At 54.9% G+C, this 19,401-nt stretch carries 16 protein-coding genes; 4 read left to right on the top strand and 12 right to left on the bottom strand.

Going from position 1 to position 19,401, the window contains the following annotated elements:
• Window positions 1-38: 38 nt before the first annotated feature.
• The 9 genes from recC to rppH all read right to left on the bottom strand — a co-directional run bounded on the left by recC (window position 39) and on the right by rppH (window position 9,946).
• Complete coding sequence (gene recC / locus F3J38_RS22725) at window positions 39-3,419, bottom strand: exodeoxyribonuclease V subunit gamma (protein ID WP_167142397.1); 3,381 nt, start codon at window positions 3,417-3,419, stop codon at window positions 39-41.
• 81 nt (window positions 3,420-3,500) lie between these two features.
• Window positions 3,501-3,773, bottom strand: a complete 273-nt coding sequence (locus tag F3J38_RS28195; protein WP_240156065.1) for a prepilin-type N-terminal cleavage/methylation domain-containing protein — start codon at window positions 3,771-3,773, stop codon at window positions 3,501-3,503.
• Between the two features lie 16 nt (window positions 3,774-3,789).
• A complete protein-coding gene (locus tag F3J38_RS22715; RefSeq protein WP_240156064.1) occupies window positions 3,790-4,212 on the bottom strand; it encodes a DUF2509 family protein in 423 nt (140 codons plus the stop codon).
• Window positions 4,200-4,739 (bottom strand): prepilin peptidase-dependent protein, encoded by a 540-nt coding sequence (locus F3J38_RS22710; RefSeq protein ID WP_167142391.1) that lies wholly within the window; start codon window positions 4,737-4,739, stop codon window positions 4,200-4,202. Before F3J38_RS22710 ends, F3J38_RS22715 begins: the two co-directional genes overlap by 13 nt.
• Window positions 4,730-5,200: a prepilin-type N-terminal cleavage/methylation domain-containing protein gene (locus tag F3J38_RS22705; RefSeq protein ID WP_167142389.1), complete on the bottom strand. Its 471-nt coding sequence runs from the start codon at window positions 5,198-5,200 to the stop codon at window positions 4,730-4,732. Before F3J38_RS22705 ends, F3J38_RS22710 begins: the two co-directional genes overlap by 10 nt.
• A 167-nt stretch (window positions 5,201-5,367) precedes the next feature.
• Entirely contained in the window at window positions 5,368-6,162 is a 795-nt protein-coding gene (gene thyA, locus F3J38_RS22700) for a thymidylate synthase (RefSeq protein WP_167142386.1), read from the bottom strand.
• Window positions 6,159-7,040 (bottom strand): prolipoprotein diacylglyceryl transferase, encoded by an 882-nt coding sequence (lgt, locus tag F3J38_RS22695; RefSeq protein WP_034823111.1) that lies wholly within the window; start codon window positions 7,038-7,040, stop codon window positions 6,159-6,161. Before lgt ends, thyA begins: the two co-directional genes overlap by 4 nt.
• A gap of 116 nt (window positions 7,041-7,156) precedes the next feature.
• Window positions 7,157-9,403, bottom strand: coding sequence for a phosphoenolpyruvate--protein phosphotransferase (gene ptsP, locus F3J38_RS22690; RefSeq protein ID WP_167142383.1), 2,247 nt, complete (start codon window positions 9,401-9,403; stop codon window positions 7,157-7,159).
• A gap of 12 nt (window positions 9,404-9,415) precedes the next feature.
• Window positions 9,416-9,946, bottom strand: coding sequence for an RNA pyrophosphohydrolase (rppH, locus tag F3J38_RS22685; protein WP_034823115.1), 531 nt, complete (start codon window positions 9,944-9,946; stop codon window positions 9,416-9,418).
• Window positions 9,947-10,629: 683 nt separating this feature from the next.
• On the opposite strand from rppH, the gene mutH reads away from it, so the two are divergent.
• The 4 genes from mutH (at window position 10,630) to F3J38_RS22665 (ending at window position 13,744) form a co-directional block, all read left to right on the top strand.
• The gene (gene mutH / locus F3J38_RS22680; protein ID WP_167142380.1) at window positions 10,630-11,316 is read left to right on the top strand and encodes a DNA mismatch repair endonuclease MutH; all 687 of its coding nucleotides are present in this window, start codon (window positions 10,630-10,632) and stop codon (window positions 11,314-11,316) included.
• Window positions 11,317-11,513: 197 nt separating this feature from the next.
• A complete protein-coding gene (locus tag F3J38_RS22675) occupies window positions 11,514-12,224 on the top strand; it encodes a TerC family protein (protein WP_167142377.1) in 711 nt (236 codons plus the stop codon).
• Window positions 12,225-12,341: 117 nt separating this feature from the next.
• Window positions 12,342-12,560 carry a YgdI/YgdR family lipoprotein gene (locus F3J38_RS22670; protein ID WP_167142374.1) on the top strand — a complete coding sequence of 73 codons (219 nt, stop codon included), beginning with the start codon at window positions 12,342-12,344 and terminating at the stop codon, window positions 12,558-12,560.
• 143 nt (window positions 12,561-12,703) lie between these two features.
• On the top strand, window positions 12,704-13,744 hold the full coding sequence (locus F3J38_RS22665; RefSeq protein WP_167142372.1) for an NADP(H)-dependent aldo-keto reductase: 1,041 nt from the start codon (window positions 12,704-12,706) through the stop codon (window positions 13,742-13,744).
• Window positions 13,745-13,853: 109 nt separating this feature from the next.
• Here F3J38_RS22665 and lplT read toward each other — a convergent pair whose 3' ends face one another.
• The 3 genes from lplT to F3J38_RS22650 form a co-directional block, all read right to left on the bottom strand.
• The gene (lplT, locus tag F3J38_RS22660) at window positions 13,854-15,044 is read right to left on the bottom strand and encodes a lysophospholipid transporter LplT (RefSeq protein WP_167142369.1); all 1,191 of its coding nucleotides are present in this window, start codon (window positions 15,042-15,044) and stop codon (window positions 13,854-13,856) included.
• Entirely contained in the window at window positions 15,041-17,191 is a 2,151-nt protein-coding gene (gene aas, locus F3J38_RS22655) for a bifunctional acyl-ACP--phospholipid O-acyltransferase/long-chain-fatty-acid--ACP ligase (RefSeq protein ID WP_167142366.1), read from the bottom strand. Before aas ends, lplT begins: the two co-directional genes overlap by 4 nt.
• Window positions 17,192-18,006: 815 nt before the next feature.
• Window positions 18,007-19,401 carry an efflux transporter outer membrane subunit gene (locus tag F3J38_RS22650; RefSeq protein ID WP_167142363.1) on the bottom strand — a complete coding sequence of 465 codons (1,395 nt, stop codon included), beginning with the start codon at window positions 19,399-19,401 and terminating at the stop codon, window positions 18,007-18,009.

Genomic DNA, 19,401 nt, shown 5'->3' with positions numbered 1-19,401 from the left:
GTTTGAGAACAACAGCAAAGGCTGTCGTTACCCGATTGCTATTCATCATCTTGATGCGCGAGCCGCACCGGTAAATACCATTGGCGTGCAGCGGCAGTAATGGGCTGCACCGCATCGTCATCCAGCGTCCGGCATAAACGTTGCAGATAAGGATCGCTCCCCTCACCTTCCACCTGGAAACCACCCTGCCAGGCTTGCAGCAGTTTGTTAAGTGCCTTTTTCTGTGTTGCTTCGTCTTCTAACAGCTGACGTGATTTACTATCGAAGCTGGCATCAAGCCAGGCACCGCCCGATTTATTCAGCAGCCACAAGGGTTCCGTCATACCTAACCGGTAGGCTTCAACATATTCCTCTAGCCATGACAGCGCCTGCTCCCGGCTAACCGACTTAAAACGCCAGTCGCTCTGTTTACGTCCGTACATGCGGCTTTCACCTGTGCCGCCCAGCGCACAGTAGACCAGATGTTCCAGCCAAAGCAGCAGGCCATCATTCATATTCAGCACGCCCGGACGCCAGCGTAACAGGCCATCAGATTGCACCTGTGTCAGCCAGCCGGTCAACTGCACATCGCCCAAGGCCAGATTGACCTCCCAACTTTCCGCGATCTGACGTTGCCCACTGACTTCAGCCGCCACTTCCTGCATCTCTTCGGTCTGACTCTGCCAAAAAAGTTCCCCAAAAGCGCCATAAGGCAGATTGCCTGCAGCACGATGGCGAGCATAAAGCAGAGCAGGATCGTCACCGTTGACCAAGGTATTGAGTAACTGCGCATTGATCTGATAACGCTCCAAACTATCTGGCGCGAAAGGCTCGCTGTCCGGCAGTTCACTCTCCTCCATCCAAAAGGCGACGCCCAAGCGCTGCTGGAACCAGGCACGAATCGGATGGCGCCAGAAACGCAGCAGTTGCTCCAGAGAGAGTGTGTCTAGCGGCTGGGGTTCCAGCTTTTGCACGAAAGCAGGCTGAGCCACACCGCTGCCCGTGGCGGCAGGTAGCCATTCCGCAGCAAAGCTTTGACCATAGGCACCGGGCTGGAAATTTTCCGCAGCAAAGGGCATACGGCTATGCAGTATTTGCAGATGATCCCGCACCCGTTGCTCGCTGATATCCGGTTCACACGACTCATCGCCCGGCAGGCAGAAACTCTGTCCAAGATAGTCGACCAGTTCCGTGACCAACACGGAGGGATAACGTTCGGTGTTGTCCTGAATGGCACGACCGATATAGCTGATGTAGAGCTGCTGCTGCGCAGAAATCAGTGCTTCGAGGAACAGGTAGCGGTCATCATCCCGACGGCTGCGATCGCCCTTTCGCGCCCGCTGCTGCATCAGGTCGAAACCAAGGGGTGCCAGCGTGCGCGGGTAAACACCATCGTTCATTCCCAGCAGGCACACCACTTTGAAGGGGATGGAACGCATCGGCATCAGCGTACAGAAGTTGATGGGGCCAGCCAGAAAACGTTGGCTGATACGCTGCTGGTCAAGGCGCGAATGCAGTTCATCACGTAATAGCGTGACAGGAATAGGTTGCTGATACGTTGCCTGCATGCCTTGCTCAATGATCAACTTCCACTGCGTTTCCACCAGCAACAGCGCGGCTTCACTTTCGGCATCGCCAGCAAAGAAGCTATCAATCAATTCACGGCACAGCGGGAGCCATTCAGGTAACGTCCGCTCTTCCGCCAGACGCATACGCCATGTTTCAAGACGCGAGAGTAATTCAGCCAGATGCCCGGCCAATTCGGCGATTAATCCGCTAGATTCGTCATAAGGTAAAATACCCTGCCAGTCACCGTTGCGGCTATCCACTGCATAGCCCAATAGCATGCGTTGCAGACCAAAGCGCCAGGTGTGTTGACCGGTGACCGGCAGCGAGAGCGCTTCGACGCTGGCATCATCCAATCCCCAGCGAATGCCCGACTCCATAACCCAGCGTCGCAGCAATCGTAGTCCACTTTCATCCACAGAAAAACGCTGCGCCAGCGCGGGCACTTCAAGCAATGCCAGCACCGCTTCAGAGGCAAAACGGCTTTCAGGTAGCGACAGTAAGCTGAGCGCCGCCAGAATGGACGGGTGTGCCTGACTGGCTCGACGATCCGAAATAGCGAAGGGGAGATAGCGCTCAGCGGGGGCGCTGGCAAAGGCGGCCTGTATAAAGGGCGCGTAGCTGTCGATATCAGCCACCATCACAATGATGTCGCGTGGCTTAAGATCGGGATCGGCGTCCATCAGCGCCAGCAAGTGATCCTGCAAGACCTCGACTTCGCGCTGAGCGCTGTGGCATACCTGCAGCGTGATGGAGCGATCTTGAGGATCGAGCACGCGCTTCTTGCTGCTGTTGCCCAACTCATCGGCATTGAGACCGATGATCGCCTTATCATCGAGATTGAGCAGATCGGCCTGCAAGCTGTGCAGCAGGTTGTCCTGCGGGATCTCAACAAAGGCATCAATATCGTTGGCTGCGGATTCCATCTGACTGAGTAAAAACAGGTTGTCGCGCCCTAACTTGCCCCATGAGGCCAACAACGGGTTAGTCAGTTGCTGCTCGCCGAGATCGTTAAACAGTGCAGCAGCGGTTTCAGGTTGGCGGAACAGCGGCTGCAGCTCATCAGATTGCACCCGGCGGCGTTGGCGGCTCTGTAGCTTCGCCAGGAAAGCATAATCCTGAATATCGCCCCAATAGTGTCGGCAGGGGTTGGTAAACAACAGATGAATGTCGATGTGGCGGCCAAGTGCCTCCAGCGCCTGTAAATAGACCGGCGGCAGTGCAGAAATGCCACAGATAAACACGCGTTGCGGCAGTCCCGGTGGCGGCGTCTGCGCCTGTTCCAGCGCCTGGATAAATCGCGCGTAAAGATTGGCTCGGTGCCACATCGGCTGGCCCAGCTGCTGCGTAAACTCAACCAGATCGCGCCACAAAGGCGCCTGCCACTGCTGAGCATCACCCACGCCTTCGATCTGCTCCCCACGCTCCCAACTGTTAAGCCAGTCGGAGCGATAAACCAGATACTGGTCAAACAGATCGGCAACGCGCGCACTAAGCTGATAGAGCTTACGCTTGTCATCATCATCGCTGAGATAGTGGCGCAACGGCTGGAAGGCGTCCTGCTCCAGCAAGGTGGGCAAGCGATGCATCAGCTTCCAGCTCATGCTGGCTTTGGTAAACGCACTCTCTTCAGGAATGCCGGGCAGCACCTTCACAAACATGTTCCAGATAAAGGTGGCTGGCAGTGGGAAATCAATGTTCGCCGCAATGCCAAAGCTGTTAGCCAGCTCCATTTGCAGCCATTGTGCCATGCCGGGGCTTTGCACCAGCACCTGCTCGGCCGCGAACGCATCGCCCAGCGGTTGATTTTCAATCAGAATGCCTGCCAGATTTTTCAACAGATCGAGCTGATTGGAGTGGTAAACCCGGAACATAAGTCTCCTTGTGAGAGCTAAAACAGCGCAGCCAGGTCACTCTACCCTGTATCGCCGGGGATGCCTATCGCGAAGGTCACCTTAGTGACAATTGAGCCGTGCCAAGCTAGCCGTGCGTTGCTGAGGCCCGTTAACGGTGACCTGTTCCAACACACATCCCAGCGTCATACTGTGTTGCTGTCGTTGAATCTGCCAGCCTTCAACCTCCCTTCCGAGTAAAGCCTGACCGGCAACCTGCCACGCCTGGCGTTGCTGCCACTGCTGGTTAAATCCCAGCGCTAAGGCGCGGTGATAGTTCAACAGGGTGCTGATCGTCACCGCCAACAACAGCATCGCCACTAAGGTTTCCGCCAGACTAAAGCCTTGCTGATTAAGTCTGCGGCTGGCAGTTTTCTGTTTTAGCCAGCGGGCAGTAGTCGAGCCACCCGTGTTGCTGCGGCTGCACCGTCTGACCTTGTGGCGAAACCCATTGCCAGAGCCGAAGATCACGGCCTTCTCCTTGTCCTGATAACACGGCATTCCCCTCCTCCATGCGTAATAAACAACTGCGCCACTGCTGAGATGACCATGTCTGGCACTGCCACCCCACCACCGCTGGCCAGCTCTGTGTTAATCCCCACTGCAGCGCAGCCTGTGCCTGCCAAAAATCTTTGTGATGCTGCTGTTCATCAGCCACCAGTACCATGCCTTGTGCAAGTTGAGTGCGTGAAGCATGCAGTGTCAGGCTCCCCAGCAGTAACAGCATGAGGACCATACCCAATGTGCTATTACCGCGCTGGTTCACAGATTCCATCCCTCTATCCATGTCTCCTGCTGAACGCGCTGTTTACCCGCCCTGCCAGCAAGATGCAACATCAGGCGCTGGCCCTGCCGCTCCAGCCGGAAGGTATCAATAGATAAGAACGCGGGGTCTGTCATGCGTTCCCAACCGCTACCACTGCAGTTATCTACGCCGCGTTGCATCTCTATTTGCCCATTACGCAATCGATAGCCGTAATAATCGCTGTCGCTGCTCGCCACACCTTCCCAGCGCCCATTACTGTTCTCATCCCAACGCAGTAAGACACAGCTGCCCCTTGCGGCAAGAGTGAGCGCGGGGCCACTGCACTCACCACGACAATAACCCGCACGCTGCAAGGCTTTTTTCAACGTATGGGAGAGTTGCAGCAGCTCCTGCTGCAATTGCACCCGCTGCTGTAGTTGCAGGTTTTGCGCCAGCAGTAGCGGTAAAAAGCGGCCAACGCTGACCATTAATACCGCGCCCACCGCCATGGCAATCAGCATCTCCAGCAGGCTGAAACCGCTCTCGGTTACTCGCATCCCTTTTCCCCCAACGGGCAGGCACGAATGCGGGCGCGCGCAGAGATGATCAGCCGCCATTGGCCAGCATCACTTTCCATGTTCACGCTGCCCGGTCGCGCAACATCGCGTCGCCCATAAAAACCCGGCTCACCGATTAGGCCCGTGAGCCGCACACCGTTATGGGGCGGCTTGAACCACCAGCGTGAGGAGAGTAAGCATCCCTCCGGCGGCTTGCTGCCCACGCCCAGGCAACCGCTGCCGCCGGGTATGAACCACAGGTTGAGGTCGCTGTTATGCCAGTTTGCGTGAGCGCGCAACCGCAGCAGAAATCCCTGCAATTGCTGCACGCTGTCACGCAACTGTTGATGTTGCTGCCAGCGTTGCCAACTCTGTAACGCACCAAGGCTGAGTATGCCGGCGATGACCATCACACAAAGCAGTTCTGGCAAGGTGAAACCGGCGTTAGGGTGTTTTTTCATGGCAGGCACTGTGCGCTTCAATTTCACAGGTAACAAGCAGGCCAGCGGCAGGATGGAAGAAGTCGCGAAGAATTATTTTACGGCGTACAGGTCGATACCGTTTTTTGCGAGGCGGCACATAAAAAAGCCCTGCACAGTGGCAGGGCTTCGGGATAAAGCGGGTACGATTATATCGCGACTGGCGCTTTGATGGCCGGATGCGGATCGTAACCTTCAATCTCAAAATCTTCGAAGTTGTAGTCGAAGATTGAGGCCGGTTTGCGTTTGATCACCAGCTTCGGCAACGGACGTGGCTCACGCGTGAGCTGCAACTGCGCTTGCTCAAGGTGATTGCTGTACAGATGAGTGTCGCCACCGGTCCAGACAAAATCACCGACATCCAGATCGCACTGCTGCGCCACCATATGCACCAGCAGCGCATAGCTGGCGATATTGAACGGCAGGCCAAGGAAGATATCGCATGAGCGCTGATACAGCTGACAAGAGAGCTTGCCATTGGCCACATAGAACTGGAAGAAGGCATGGCATGGGGCCAGCGCCATCTGATCCAACTCACCCACATTCCACGCCGATACAATAATGCGGCGTGAATCGGGATCGCGTTTCAGCTGCTCAATCACTTTACTGATCTGATCAATTTCTGCGCCTGACGCACTGCCCCAGCTACGCCACTGCTTGCCATAAACCGGGCCCAAATCGCCGTTCTCATCAGCCCACTCGTCCCAAATGGTCACCTTGTTATCTTTCAGATAACCAATGTTGGTTTCGCCTTTAAGGAACCACAGCAGCTCATGAATAATCGAGCGCAGGTGCACCTTTTTGGTGGTCACTAACGGAAAACCATCTTGCAAATTGAAACGCATCTGGTGGCCGAAAATGGACAGCGTGCCAGTGCCGGTACGGTCGGCTTTCTCTGCACCCTCATTCAGCACATGCTGCATTAAATCCAGATACTGTTTCATTTTACCTCACGAGTTTGTTGCTGCGGACGACGACGGAACGCCCAAATCATCATAATCACACCGGCCAGAATCATCGGGATGGAGAGAATCTGCCCCATGCTGATGCCGCCTTCAAACAGACCCAGTTGGGCATCCGGCTGACGGAAGAACTCCACGATGATGCGGAAAGCGCCATAGCCAATCAGGAACAGGCCAGAGACGCTGCCCATCGGGCGCGGCTTGCGAATAAACAGGTTAAGAATAATGAACAGGACGATGCCTTCGAGGAACAGCTCATACAGCTGCGAAGGGTGACGCGGCAACACACCGTAAGTGCTCAGCAACTGCTGATATTGCGGATTGTTTGCCGCCAGCGCGATATCTTCACTGCGTGAACCCGGGAACAGCATCGCAAATTTGAAGTTAGGATCGACGCGGCCCCACAGCTCGCCGTTGATAAAGTTGCCGAGACGACCGGCACCCAAACCAAACGGAATCAGCGGCGCAATGAAATCAGACACCTGGAAGAAGGTGCGTTTGGTACGGCGCGCAAACACCAGCATCACTACGATCACACCAATCAAACCGCCGTGGAACGACATGCCGCCATCCCAGACTTTGAAAAGATAAAGTGGATTGTCGAGGAACAACGGCAGGTTGTAGAACAGCACGTAGCCGATACGGCCACCGAGGAACACCCCCAGGAAGCCTGCATACAGCAGATTTTCCACTTCCTCTTTTTTCCAGCCGCTGCCTGGTTTGTTGGCCCGGCGCACTGCCAGCCACATGGCAAATACAAAGCCCACCAGATACATCAAGCCGTACCAGTGAAGCGAAATCGGTCCGATGGAGAAAATTACCGGATCGAATTGGGGAAACGAAATGTAGCCGTTAGTCATCTTTCACCATCGATTTTTCTGCCCTGAAAACGGGTCTGGCTAAGGGGTCATATAATAAAAGGCTGCGCATGATAGCACAGCCGCTTTTCACAAATGGCGCGGAAATGTAAACGCCGTTAACGACCGCCGCGAATCAAGCCGCCCAAACCACGACGCTCCATAAAGGCGGAAACCAGATGCCGCACTTCAGAAGCGGTGTGCGCCGCCGCGCCTTGCTCGCTGAGTTTCTGTGTCTCCTCATGATCGAGATGACGTAGCAGGTACTTCACGCGCGGAATGTTCTTACCGTTCATGCTGAGGTGGTGATAACCCAGCCCCACCAGCAGCGCCACGCACATGGGATCGCCGGCCATTTCACCACACAGGCACAGTTCCAGCTTGGCCTGACGGGCTTCGTGCGCAATGCTTTGTAACGCACGAATCATCGCAGGGTGCAGCGGATCGTAGAGATTCGCCACGCGCGTATTGTTGCGATCGACCGCCAACAGATACTGGGTCAAATCATTAGTACCCACAGAAACAAAGTCCACACGATCGGCCAGATGCGGGATCATGAACAGCATGGATGGCACTTCGATCATCACGCCAATACGCGGTTTCGGCACCACATAACCGAGCATCTCTTCCACTTCGCGACCGGCACGATCGATCAGCCGACGCGCATCGTCGATCTCATCAATATGGCTGATCATCGGCAGCAGAATGCTTAAGTTACCCGATGCCACATTAGCACGCAGCATCGCACGGACCTGCACAAGGAAGATTTCCGGTTGGTCGAGCGTCAGACGAATGCCGCGCCAGCCCAAACACGGGTTTTCCTCACTGATTGGCATATAAGGCAGCTGTTTATCGGCGCCCACATCCAAGGTACGCAGCGTGACGGGTTTATCGTAGAACAGTTGTAGCATCCCTTGATATTGCGCCACCTGCTCCTCTTCTGAGGGGAAACCGTTGTGCAACATAAACGGGATTTCAGTGCGATACAGGCCAATGCCATCGACCCAATTATCTAACTTCTGCTCATGCTCAGGGCTGAGGCCGGCATTCAACATCACCTGCACGCGCTCACCGCTTTTCAGCTCGCCGGGCTGTTCGACCACGCCTTCAGCCATCTTACTCAGCGCGTTCTCTTCGCTGATCAAGCGCTGATACTCCTGCACCAGCACCGGCTCAGGATCGATCAGCACTTCACCGCGATAGCCATCGACGATCAATAAGCGTTTGTTGAGCTGCGCCGGGATGATATCTGCGCCCATCACGGTGGGAATACCCATGGCGCGAGTGAGGATCGCTGCGTGTGAGTTGGCCGCGCCATCGCGCACCACCACACCCGCTAAACGCTCCTGCGGCAGCTCCGCCAGGGTTGTTGCCGTGAGTTCATCCGCCACCAGCACAAAGCGTTCCGGCCAGGCATTGGTGCCGACTAATGAGTCATCAAGATGGAACAACAGGCGCTGGCCCAGCACGCGCAGATCGCCTGCGCGTTCGCGCAGATATTGATCCTGGAGATTGGCAAACTGTTCGGCGAACTTCTCGATCACCGTTTTCACCGCCCATTCGGCCACCGATCCGCGATCGATCTCGGCAAACAGATCCTTTTTCAGACGTGCATCGGTTAACAGGTGCGAGTAGAGATCGAAAATGGCCGCGCTCTCTTTCTGCACGCTGGCGGCAAATCGCTTACTAAAACGACGGAACTCATTGCTGGCCTCGCCCATCGCGACGCTGAGGCGCTCACGTTCACGTTGCACATCCAGCGTTGACGCCGCCGAAACCTGATCGAGCAGCGGCTGAGTTTCATCCACCCAACCCGGTGCTACGGCCACACCCGGCGCGGCAGCTATCGCTTTGACGCGCGTCTGACGGAATTGACCAAACAGCTGACCGAGTTGCGACTGCGACAGCAATCCAGCCATTTGCGTGGCCAGCGTGACAAGGAATGACTCTTCGCTTTCGTCGAATTGGCGATGTTCGCGCTGCTGTACCACCAGCACGCCCAATAACTGGCGGCGGCTGATGATAGGCACACCGAGGAAGGAGCGGTAACGCTCCTCTTTTACCGAGGGAATATATTTAAAGCTGGGATGACTCTGCGCATCAGCAAGGTTAATCGGCTCGGCTAAACGACCGACGAGCCCAACAATCCCTTCATCAAACGCCAGCGTGACGGTGCGACCGCGCGGCTTTTTGAGGCCGCGCGTCGCCATCAGGTAGTAGCAACGCCTGTCGTGATCCGCGAGATAAACTGAGCAAACCTCGGTTTCCATCGCAAGGCATATTTCGTTTACCAGAATGTCGAGTGCTTCATTCAGACGCGGAGCACTCGCCACTTTCTCTACTATTTCGCGCAACTGAGTGAGCATAAAGGGCGTGGCCTATCCTCTTTTACGTCGATGGGCGGCGTTATTATTACGCTGCCCCGCACTCTCCTGCATAGACATCACCACGCCAGCGAATTCTTTCATCACGCGGCGATAGACATCGCGCTTGAAAGAGACAACCTGACGCACCGGATACCAGAAGCTGACCCAGCGCCAACCGTCGAACTCCGGCGTGCTGCTGTGTTGCACATTGATCTCCGCGTCACTGCACATCAACTGCAGAAGAAACCACTTTTGTTTCTGGCCGATACACACCGGCTTTGTGTCCCAACGCACCAAACGTTTTGGCAACTTGTAACGTAACCAGTTACGGGTTGAAGCAAGTATTCGAACATCTTTGCGGTGTAAACCCACTTCTTCGAACAGTTCGCGATACATCGCCTGTTCAGCAGTTTCACCCGGATTGATGCCTCCCTGAGGAAATTGCCAGGAGTGCTGTCCAAAGCGCCTGGCCCATAACACTTGTCCTTGCCTGTTACAGATTACGATACCAACATTCGGGCGGTAGCCATCATCATCGATCACTGGACTACCTCAAAGCTAAATTTGAATAGCCTGATTGTTTCACACTCCTTACAGGCGGTAAACCACTGGATATCCGGGGTGATAGCAGAATAAAAACAGGATAACTCACAGAGTTTAGCCAAGTTATAAACAGCGAAGCCGGTTTTAGGGCGATCTTATTCACCTTTTCTGTGGATAGCTTTGTGCAGAACACGGGAATGAATTGAATAACCGCTTCAGAAAAATCTTATGAACCAGACAAACAATAGCACTAAAACCACCATTTATCATAGCGATAGGCGATACCAATAGCACAATGGCGGCTCAGATCCTCTGTGATTAACCACGCCGTTTAATCCGCTGCTCAAAGATCCACCACAGCATCTTTTATCCACAGAGAATGTCCTAAACCTGGCCAAATAAAGGAAAAAAAGCGTTCGAATCGCTAAAGTCAAGGCTGTAAATCGAAACAGTGGTAGTAAATGACGGGGTTATCCCACCTTTCTGTGGATAACTAGGTTTAAGATCCTGTTCATTGTCGATAACAAGCCGGGATAACCTGGCTATAGCATCCACAACCTCTGGTCAATCACGTAAAAAAAGCATGCTGAATCATGCTATTATCAAGGTTATTCACGCCGCTGAGATGTGGAAAAACTTTGCTTGTCAGCGCTGTTCATCCTTTAACCAATATGAGTTTTCCCATGAATTCCCCTGCTTTATTGCCCACCCCACCACAAGACGAAGCGGAACTGCTGCAACGTGCACAGCTGCTGGCCGGTCAGACGTTTGCCGCTCTGGCCGCGCAGCTTGGGTTAGCGGTGCCAGCCAATTTAAAACGTGATAAAGGCTGGGTCGGCATGCTGATTGAGCTGCACCTGGGTGCCAGTGCAGGCAGTAAAGCAGAACAGGATTTCGCGCATCTTGGTATCGAACTGAAAACCATTCCTGTGGATGCCCAAGGCAAACCGTTGGAGACAACCTTCGTTTGCGTGGCCCCCCTCACTGGCAACAGCGGCGTGACCTGGGAAACCAGCCATGTGCGACATAAGCTGGCTCGCGTCTTGTGGATCCCCATTGAAGGCGATCGCGCTCTACCGCTGGCGGAGCGCCGCGTCGGTTCACCGCTGTTATGGCACCCCAGTGAGGAAGAAGATCAGCAACTGCGCGAAGATTGGGAAGAATTAATGGACATGATTGTGCTCGGTCAGGTTGATCGCATCACCGCACGACACGGTGCCTGGTTACAAATTCGCCCTAAAGCCGCCAACAGTAAAGCGCTAACCGAAGCCATTGGTGAACATGGAGAGCCTATAATGACCTTACCGCGCGGTTTCTATCTCAAGAAAAGTTTCACCGGACCGCTGCTGGCACGCCATTTTCTACTGTAAATGACTCGACTCTTTACACGACTAGTTCGGTTCCCCTAATGGGGCCTACTTTTGGTGCAGCAAGGCGGCAAGCACGCGAATCCCCGGGAGCTTACATAAGTAAGTGACTGGGGTGAGCCTGAGCAGCCAACGCAGCTGCATGCCGAACCAGGACGTGTATAATCGTCGTTTAATTTTCGTTTAGGAATGAATGATTCATGTTTGACTGGATTGCTGATCCCAATGCCTGGCTGGCACTGGGAACATTAACCATTCTGGAAGTGGTTTTGGGTATCGACAACATTATCTTCCTGTCGCTGGTTGTCGCTAAGCTGCCAAAACATCAACAAAATAAAGCACGCCGCCTCGGTTTAATGGGCGCTATGCTGATGCGATTGGGCCTGCTGGCATCCATCGCTTGGGTAGTACGCCTGACCAACCCACTGTTTACCCTGATGGATCACAGCTTCTCAGCCCGCGATCTTATTCTGCTGTTTGGTGGCCTGTTCCTGCTGTGGAAATCCAGCATGGAAATTCATGAGACCATTGAAGGTGGCGAAGAAGAGCACAAAACCAACGTCCACTCCTTCTTGGGCGCCATTGTGCAGATCATGTTGTTGGACATTATTTTCAGCCTCGACTCGGTGATCACCGCCGTGGGCTTGTCCGATCATCTTTTCATTATGATGGCGGCGGTAGTGATTGCGGTGTTCATGATGATGTTTGCTGCACGCTCGATTGGTGAGTTTGTTGAGCGTCATCCATCAGTCAAAATGCTGGCATTGGCGTTCCTGATTCTGGTCGGATTTACCCTGATTCTTGAGAGCTTTGGCATCCATGTACCAAAAGGTTACATTTATTTTGCCATGTTCTTCTCAATGGCGGTGGAGTGCTTAAACCTCATGCGCAGCAAGAAAAGCGCGGCCTGAGGCTGTCAAGGGCGAGCGCATCTCGCCCTTTAATTTTAGGAATGATGCGATTACGTCAACCAGCAAAAGCATTTATTACTACACTTTTGCAGTTGAAGTAAGTTGAGGGAGCTGAGAATGAAAGGGTTGGTAAGTGCAGTGGGCTTGGTGCTGGTCGCGTTAACGCTTAGCGGTTGCAGCAGTGACTACGTTATGGCGACGAAAGATGGTCGTATGATTATGACTGATGGTAAGCCATCCATTGATAAAGAGACCGGTTTGGTGCAATACACCGACGAGAAAGGTCATGTGATGCAGATCAATGGTGACGAGGTCTCCACCATCATTGAGCGTTAAGTGCCAAATTCCTTCGCCTGCACCCTTTTTTCCCCCGTGCAGGCGATTTCCCGAACTTTCCCCCCTTCCTTCCTCGCTGCTTCACAGGCTATAGTCCCAGAGGACACAACATTCCATTTCATAATGAAAAAAGGAAGCCGGCAATGCATTATCACCGCATCCCCCACAGTACGCTGGAAGTTAGCCAACTGGGGTTAGGAACCATGACGTTTGGTGAGCAAAACAGCGAAGCCGACGCCCATGCGCAACTGGATTACGCCATTAGCAGCGGCATCAACCTGATTGATACTGCTGAAATGTATCCGGTGCCACCGCGCCCGGAAACTCAGGGATTAACCGAACAGTACATTGGTAGCTGGCTGAAGAAGCGCGGCAGCCGTGACAAGATCATTCTGGCCAGCAAAGTGGCCGGACCGGTGCGCGGCGCAGATGCGTCGATTCGCCCTCACCAGGCGTTGGATCGTAAAAATATCCGCGAAGCGCTGGATGCCAGCCTAAAACGCCTGAACACCGATTACCTCGATCTCTATCAGCTGCACTGGCCTCAGCGCCAGACTAACTACTTTGGCAAACTGGGCTATCAGTACAGTGAAGCCACTGCTAACGTGACGCTGCTGGAGACGCTGGAAGCGCTGACCGAGCAGGTGCGTGCCGGTAAGATCCGCTACATTGGTGTGTCGAACGAAACGGCATGGGGCGTGATGCGCTATCTGCAACTGGCCGAGAAGCATGAGCTGCCGCGTATCGTGACTATCCAGAACCCCTACAGTCTGCTGAACCGCAGCTTTGAAGTGGGCTTAGCCGAGATCAGCCAGCATGAAGGTGTCGAGCTGCTGGCCTACTCCAGCCTCGCCTTTGGTACGCTGAGCGGCAAATATCTCAATGGGGCAAAACCTGCGGGAGCACGTAATACCCTTTTCAGCCGTTTCACCCGCTACAGCGGTGAGCAGTCGAATCAGGCGATTGCCGCTTATGTGGATTTGGCGAAGAAGCACAATCTGGATCCGTCGCAGATGGCATTAGCCTATGTGCGCCAGCAGCCGTTTGTTGCCAGCACTCTGCTGGGCGCCACCACCATGGAACAGCTGAAGATTAACGTGGAGAGTTTCAATCTGACGCTGAGCGCCGAGGTGTTAGAGGAACTGGAAGCAATTCATCGCCAGTACACCTACCCAGCACCGTAACTTTCCAGGTGCGCATAAATGCGCATTGAATGACGAGCGTTTTGCAGCCAGGTGCGCATGAATGCGCACCCTAAGGATGTGGGGTCGCCATGAATGGCGACCTGGTTTATTAACGACGTGATTTCCACCACAGCACGGCAATCGCCACAGTGAAAATAGCGCCAAAACCAATGCCTGTCGCCACCGCGGGTGCCCCCAATTTAATGGCGATGGTATACAGCCCCAACATCACTAACATCGCGATATTTTCACCGAAGTTCTGCACCGCAATGGCATTCCCCGCGCCAACAGAGTCCTTGCCACGCTCCTGCAGCAAGGCATTGAGCGGAACCACGAAGAAGCCGCCCAGCGCACCAATCAGCATCAACACCAAATAGGCATTCAGCAAACTGGTTTGCAGTGAGAACACCACTACCATCACACCAATCAATATCCCAGCCGGCATACAGCGGCGGACGGTCTCCAACGTGACAAGTTTTGCCGCTGCTGCTGCACCCATCACGATACCAATCGCGACCATGGCATTTAGCGTTGTGGGCGTTTTATTGTCGGTGATGCCGAGCGCCACCGGCACCCACAGCACCAATAGAAAACGCAGCGTTACGCCCGCACCCCAGAACATGCTGGTACCCAGCAGCGAGAAGCGTGTCTCGCCATTGCGCCACAGCAGCAAGCCTGAGTCGGCAAAACTGCGAAACATCGCGCCAAATTTCCAGCTCTGTCCAGGCCGTGCTGCTCGCAGTTTCGGGATAAAGATGTTGGCTACCACTGCCAACGCGTAAGTGAGTGCACACACAATCAACCCAGCCAGCAGATTCCAGTCGGCAAGAATTCCTCCGGCAACCGAACCCAGCAGAATCGCGGCAATCGTCGATGATTCCATCAAACCGTTGGCCTTCACCAATCGCTCACCGCTAGTGATCTCAGTGAGGATGCCGTACTTAGCCGGTGAATAAGATGCAGCACCAATGCCCACCAGCGTGTAACCGAGAAACGGATTGAAGCCGAAACAGATAATCAACGCACCCAGCAATTTCAGGCTGTTGGCAAACATCATCACCCGACCTTTGGCAAAGCTGTCGGCCATCTGCCCGACAAAGGGCGCGAGCAGGATGTAAGTGGCTACAAACATCATCTGCAGAATCGGCTGACTCCAGTCGGGATAAAGCTGGCTTTTCAGCACGGCCAGGGTAGCAAACAGCAGCGCATTATCGCCAAAAGCGGAGAAAAACTGCGCCACGATCACCGCCATCATATTACGTGACAGCAACGGTGCATTAGGGTTGACCGCCTGACTCATGCTTGTTCCTCTTCTGCCAGTTGTTTCAGGCTAACGTAATCGGGTTTACCACTACCCAGCAGCGGCAGTTGTTTCATGATTCGAATATCACGCGGCACTGCCAGTTCTGGCGCACCGATTTCACGCGCAGCCTTTTGCAGCCGGTCGCGACTCAGCTCGCTGTCGGTGGTAAACAGCACTAAGGCTTCACCGCGATTGCCATCAGGGCGCAACGATGCAGCATGTTGTTTCTCACCCGAGGCTTTCAGCGCGATCTGCTCAACGATCTCCAGTGATACCATCTCACCGGCGATTTTCGCGAAGCGTTTCGCACGTCCCTGAATCTGGCAGAAACCGCCCTCATCAAAGCTGACGATGTCACCGGTATCGTACCAACCTGGCTCCATCTCGCCTTCGCCGTTGTCCGCCACCGGCTTCTCCAGCACACCGGGGTTCTCAACGCGTAGATAGCCATTCATCACGTTAGGCCCACGCAGTTGCAAGCGTCCGCCCTGCTCAATGCCCGGCACGGAGATCAATCGTGAATCCATACCCGGCAGGATACGGCCCACAGTGTGGCTTTTGGCTGCCATCGGCACGTTGATGGCCACCACTGGCGCACATTCGGTGACGCCGTAGCCTTCCAGAATACGAATACCGTATTTCTCCATGTAAATCTGGCGCGTGCCTTCCTGCAATTTCTCCGCACCCGCCACTACGTAGCGCAAGCGTGCAAAGTCATACGGGCTGGCAAAGCGGGCATAGTTACCCAGGAAGGTCGAGGTGCCAAACAGCACGGTACAGTTACGGTCATATACCAGCTCCGGCACAATGCGATAATGTAACGGGCTGGGATAGAGGAACACCTGCGCGCCCGTTAACAGCGGCGTAAACAGCCCGACAGTCAGGCCGAAAGCATGGAACAGCGGCAACGCCGACATAAAGCGGTCACGCGGGGTAAAATCTGCCACGGTACGAATCTGTTCAACGTTAGCCAGCAGGCTTTTGTGTGAGTGGACGACACCTTTTGGATTGCCTTCAGAGCCGGAAGTGAACAGCACCATAGCGGCATCTTCCGGCTGCTGTTGCACTTGTGCGCGGCGTGGCATTAACAGGTGCGCCAGAATCCAGAGTTTATCTTTGAGCGTGACGGTATCTTTGAGATCTTCCAGGTAAATCCACTGCACCTCGGTTAAGCCCTGCGGTAAATGCCACAGGTTGCCTTTCTCCAAGAACTGGCGCGAGGTAAACACCGTTTTGACCTGAGAAGCGGTGAGTGCGGCGCGCATACCCTTGACGCCCGCCGTGTAGTTCAGCATCGCCGGGATGCGGCCCCGCAGCGAAGCACCGAGAATCGCCGCCGCCGTGACGGTGGCATTGGGCAATAACAGCCCCACGTATTCGCCCTGCTGGCTGTAGCGCTCCAAAATTCGGCCCACCCCCAGCGACTTCTTCAGCAACCCGGTGTAGCTGTCGGTTTTGAAGTTGACGTCTTCAATGCAGGGTTTGGTGAGTCCATAGCGCTGACGCGCATTGAGAAATGCCTCGAACAGGGTTTCACGTGGACGCACAGCCATACGCGCTTCCATCATCACGTGATGTAAGTGCTCACCCGCCAGTACGCGGCGATCGCGCGCGCGTTTGGCTTCAGGCATTGGGATGACGGTAGCAGGCAATACGCTCAGGGTAATACGTGGGAACAGGCGACGTTTAAATACCCCTGCCAAACGCCCAAACGGCGTGTATTCCGCACCTTCAATACGCATCGGCACGACGCTGGCGCCCGATTTCGCCGCCACAAAACCGGCCCCACTGTAGATCTTCATCAGCGAGCCCGTCACCGTGATACGCCCTTCCGGGAAGATCACCACAGGACGCCCTTCGTTGATCATGCGCACCAGATGCTTGATTGACATCGGTTTGGTGGGATCGAGTGGGACAAAATCAATGATTGGCTTGAGGAGGCGCATAAACCATTGATCGCTGATCGACGAGTAAACGGCGAACACCGGTCTGATGGGCAGAAACAGTGCCACCAACACGCCATCCAGGAATGACATGTGGTTAGGGGTGATCAGCACTTTCTCTTTATGCAGGGCAGTGAGATCACCACGCAGTTCCACACGCCATAACAGGCGACAGAGGAAACGTAGAACGGTAAATAGCATGCCAGCTCCTTAGCAGCGATAAAATATGGCGCTTACCTTGCAGGATCTGGCGATTTTCGACAAGTGGCGCGGTGATTTATCGTGATGAATCCTGATGCATCTAAAGACTTAATATAGGGTCACACTTACTAGTGCGATGTTTTCGATAAGCATTTGGTGATAACGCAGTCTGGTGCCGCTCTGGACTGATGGCACAAGTGATAACGCAGTCTGGTGCCGCTCTGGGGCTGGCGGTCCTCGCGCCGCTGACGCGGTGCCTTCACTTCACTCGTCCGCCTGACGGACCGGTGCAGACGGGACTTTCCCTGTCCCGGCTGCACCTTTCGCCAGCATCCATGCTGGCTCTCCTGGCTTCCTCATTCCGTTCAGCGCTGCGAAATGCCATCCCCAGAGCGGCACCAGCCTGCTTGCTAACATCCGTGTACGCTGTTTGAAAGGGCACGATGACTCAGGCGATAGCGCTTTTACTGCCACAAAGGGCACATTGTCTGAGGCCACAGCGCCTCTGATGCTGCAAGGGCTATTCGCAGCGCTGAGGCGGAGACGTTGTGCCAGGAGCCAGGCGCAGGGATGCGACAGGCAGTTCGGGTAGGCCAGGACGGCCGTACCCGAACGTTCCGGCCGGCACGACGTTGCAGCTGAAGGCACCGCGAAGCGGCGCGAGGACGGCCCGGCAGCAGCAGAGGCGCTGTGGCCCGCACTTAGGCGCGTATTAGAAACAAGCTACTATTCCTGAAAAATAACAGCCTTTACTATCTAACAGAACCGCCACTGAAAAGCATTACACCGTTGATGGCGGCCTGTATCTATTGTAATTACCCCTGCCAGCCCCCGCCCAGTGCGGCAATCAATTCGACACTGCTGACCCACTGCGTACTCTGCAATGACAACAAGCTCTGCTGCGCACTCAAACTGCTGTTTTCGGTGGTGGCGACATCGAGATAATCAATCATCCCGGCATCGTACTGGTTACGCGTCACACGCGCTGATTCCTGTGCGGCATTGGTTGCCAACTGCTGCGAGGCAATCTCGCCCTGTAGGGTGTTCAACTGCACCAGATAATCTTCCACTTCCCCCATCGCCGTCAGCACTGATTGGCGATAATCCGCCACGCTCGCGTCATAGGCGGCACGCGCCTGTTCCACTTTTGCCGAGGTGGCGCCGAAGTCCAACAGCGTACCGCTCAACTCCGGTCCCAACGACCAAACACGATTGGGCAGAGAGAACAGGCTATTAATGGCTGACGAACTGACCCCGCCGCTGGCGCTTAACGTCAGATCAGGATAATAACCGGCAATCGCCACGCCGACCGCCGCATTGGCCGCCGCGACGTTGCGCTCGGCATAGGCAATATCTGGACGGCGCTGTAGCAACGCTGAAGGCAGACTGTTAGGTATAGCCGGTAACGTCGCATCCAGCTTCGCCACTGGTAGAGAGAAATCAGCTGGCGCACGGCCTAACAACAGCGCAATGGCGTGCTCAGCCTGAGCACGCTGCCACTGGTAATCCTGAGCGGAGGCGCGTGCGCTTTCCAGCTGCATCTGTGCTTGCGCCAAAGTGGCGCGCGATTCGCTACCCGCCGAATACTTGTTTTGAATCACGGTGAGATAGCGCTGATAAGCGTCGATACTGCGTTGATAAAGCGCAATCTTCTCGTCAATGATACGCAGCTGGAAATAGTCCTGCGCCAGCTCCGACTGCGCGCTCAACGTGATATTGGCTAATTCTGCCTTGCTGGCCTGCGCACTGGCTTTGCTCTCTTCCAGCGTGCGGCGTAGCTTGCCCCACAAATCCAATTCCCAACTGGCGCTGAGATCGGCGGCATGCGCGTTGCTCACGCTGCGCTGTCCCGTGGCGCTGGCACGGCTGCCGCTGCGGGTGGTGCTCGCATCGTAGCTGACCGACGGGAACAGTGCCGCACGCGACTGTGAAGTCAGCGCCTGTGCTTCACGATACTGGGCCGCATAGCTGGCAACGTTCTGGTTAGAGATACTGACCTGGCTCAGCAGACTGCTCAGCGTAGCGTCGTGATACACCAACCACCACTCCCCCTTGCTTTGCGCATCCTGAGGTGTCGCCTGCTGCCAACCTTTGGCCTCTTTAAAGTGCGTAGGCATCGCCATCGAAGGGCGTTGATAATCAGGACCAACGGCACAACCCGCCAACAGCATCGCCATTAGCACCGGCACTATTTTCACAGACATTTTCAT

Origin of the sequence: Candidatus Pantoea formicae (assembly GCF_011752625.1) — a bacterium.
GTDB lineage: Bacteria > Pseudomonadota > Gammaproteobacteria > Enterobacterales > Enterobacteriaceae > Pantoea > Pantoea formicae.
The sequence above is the reverse complement of the archived record's forward strand: the minus strand, read 5'-3'. Positions and strand labels throughout refer to the sequence as shown.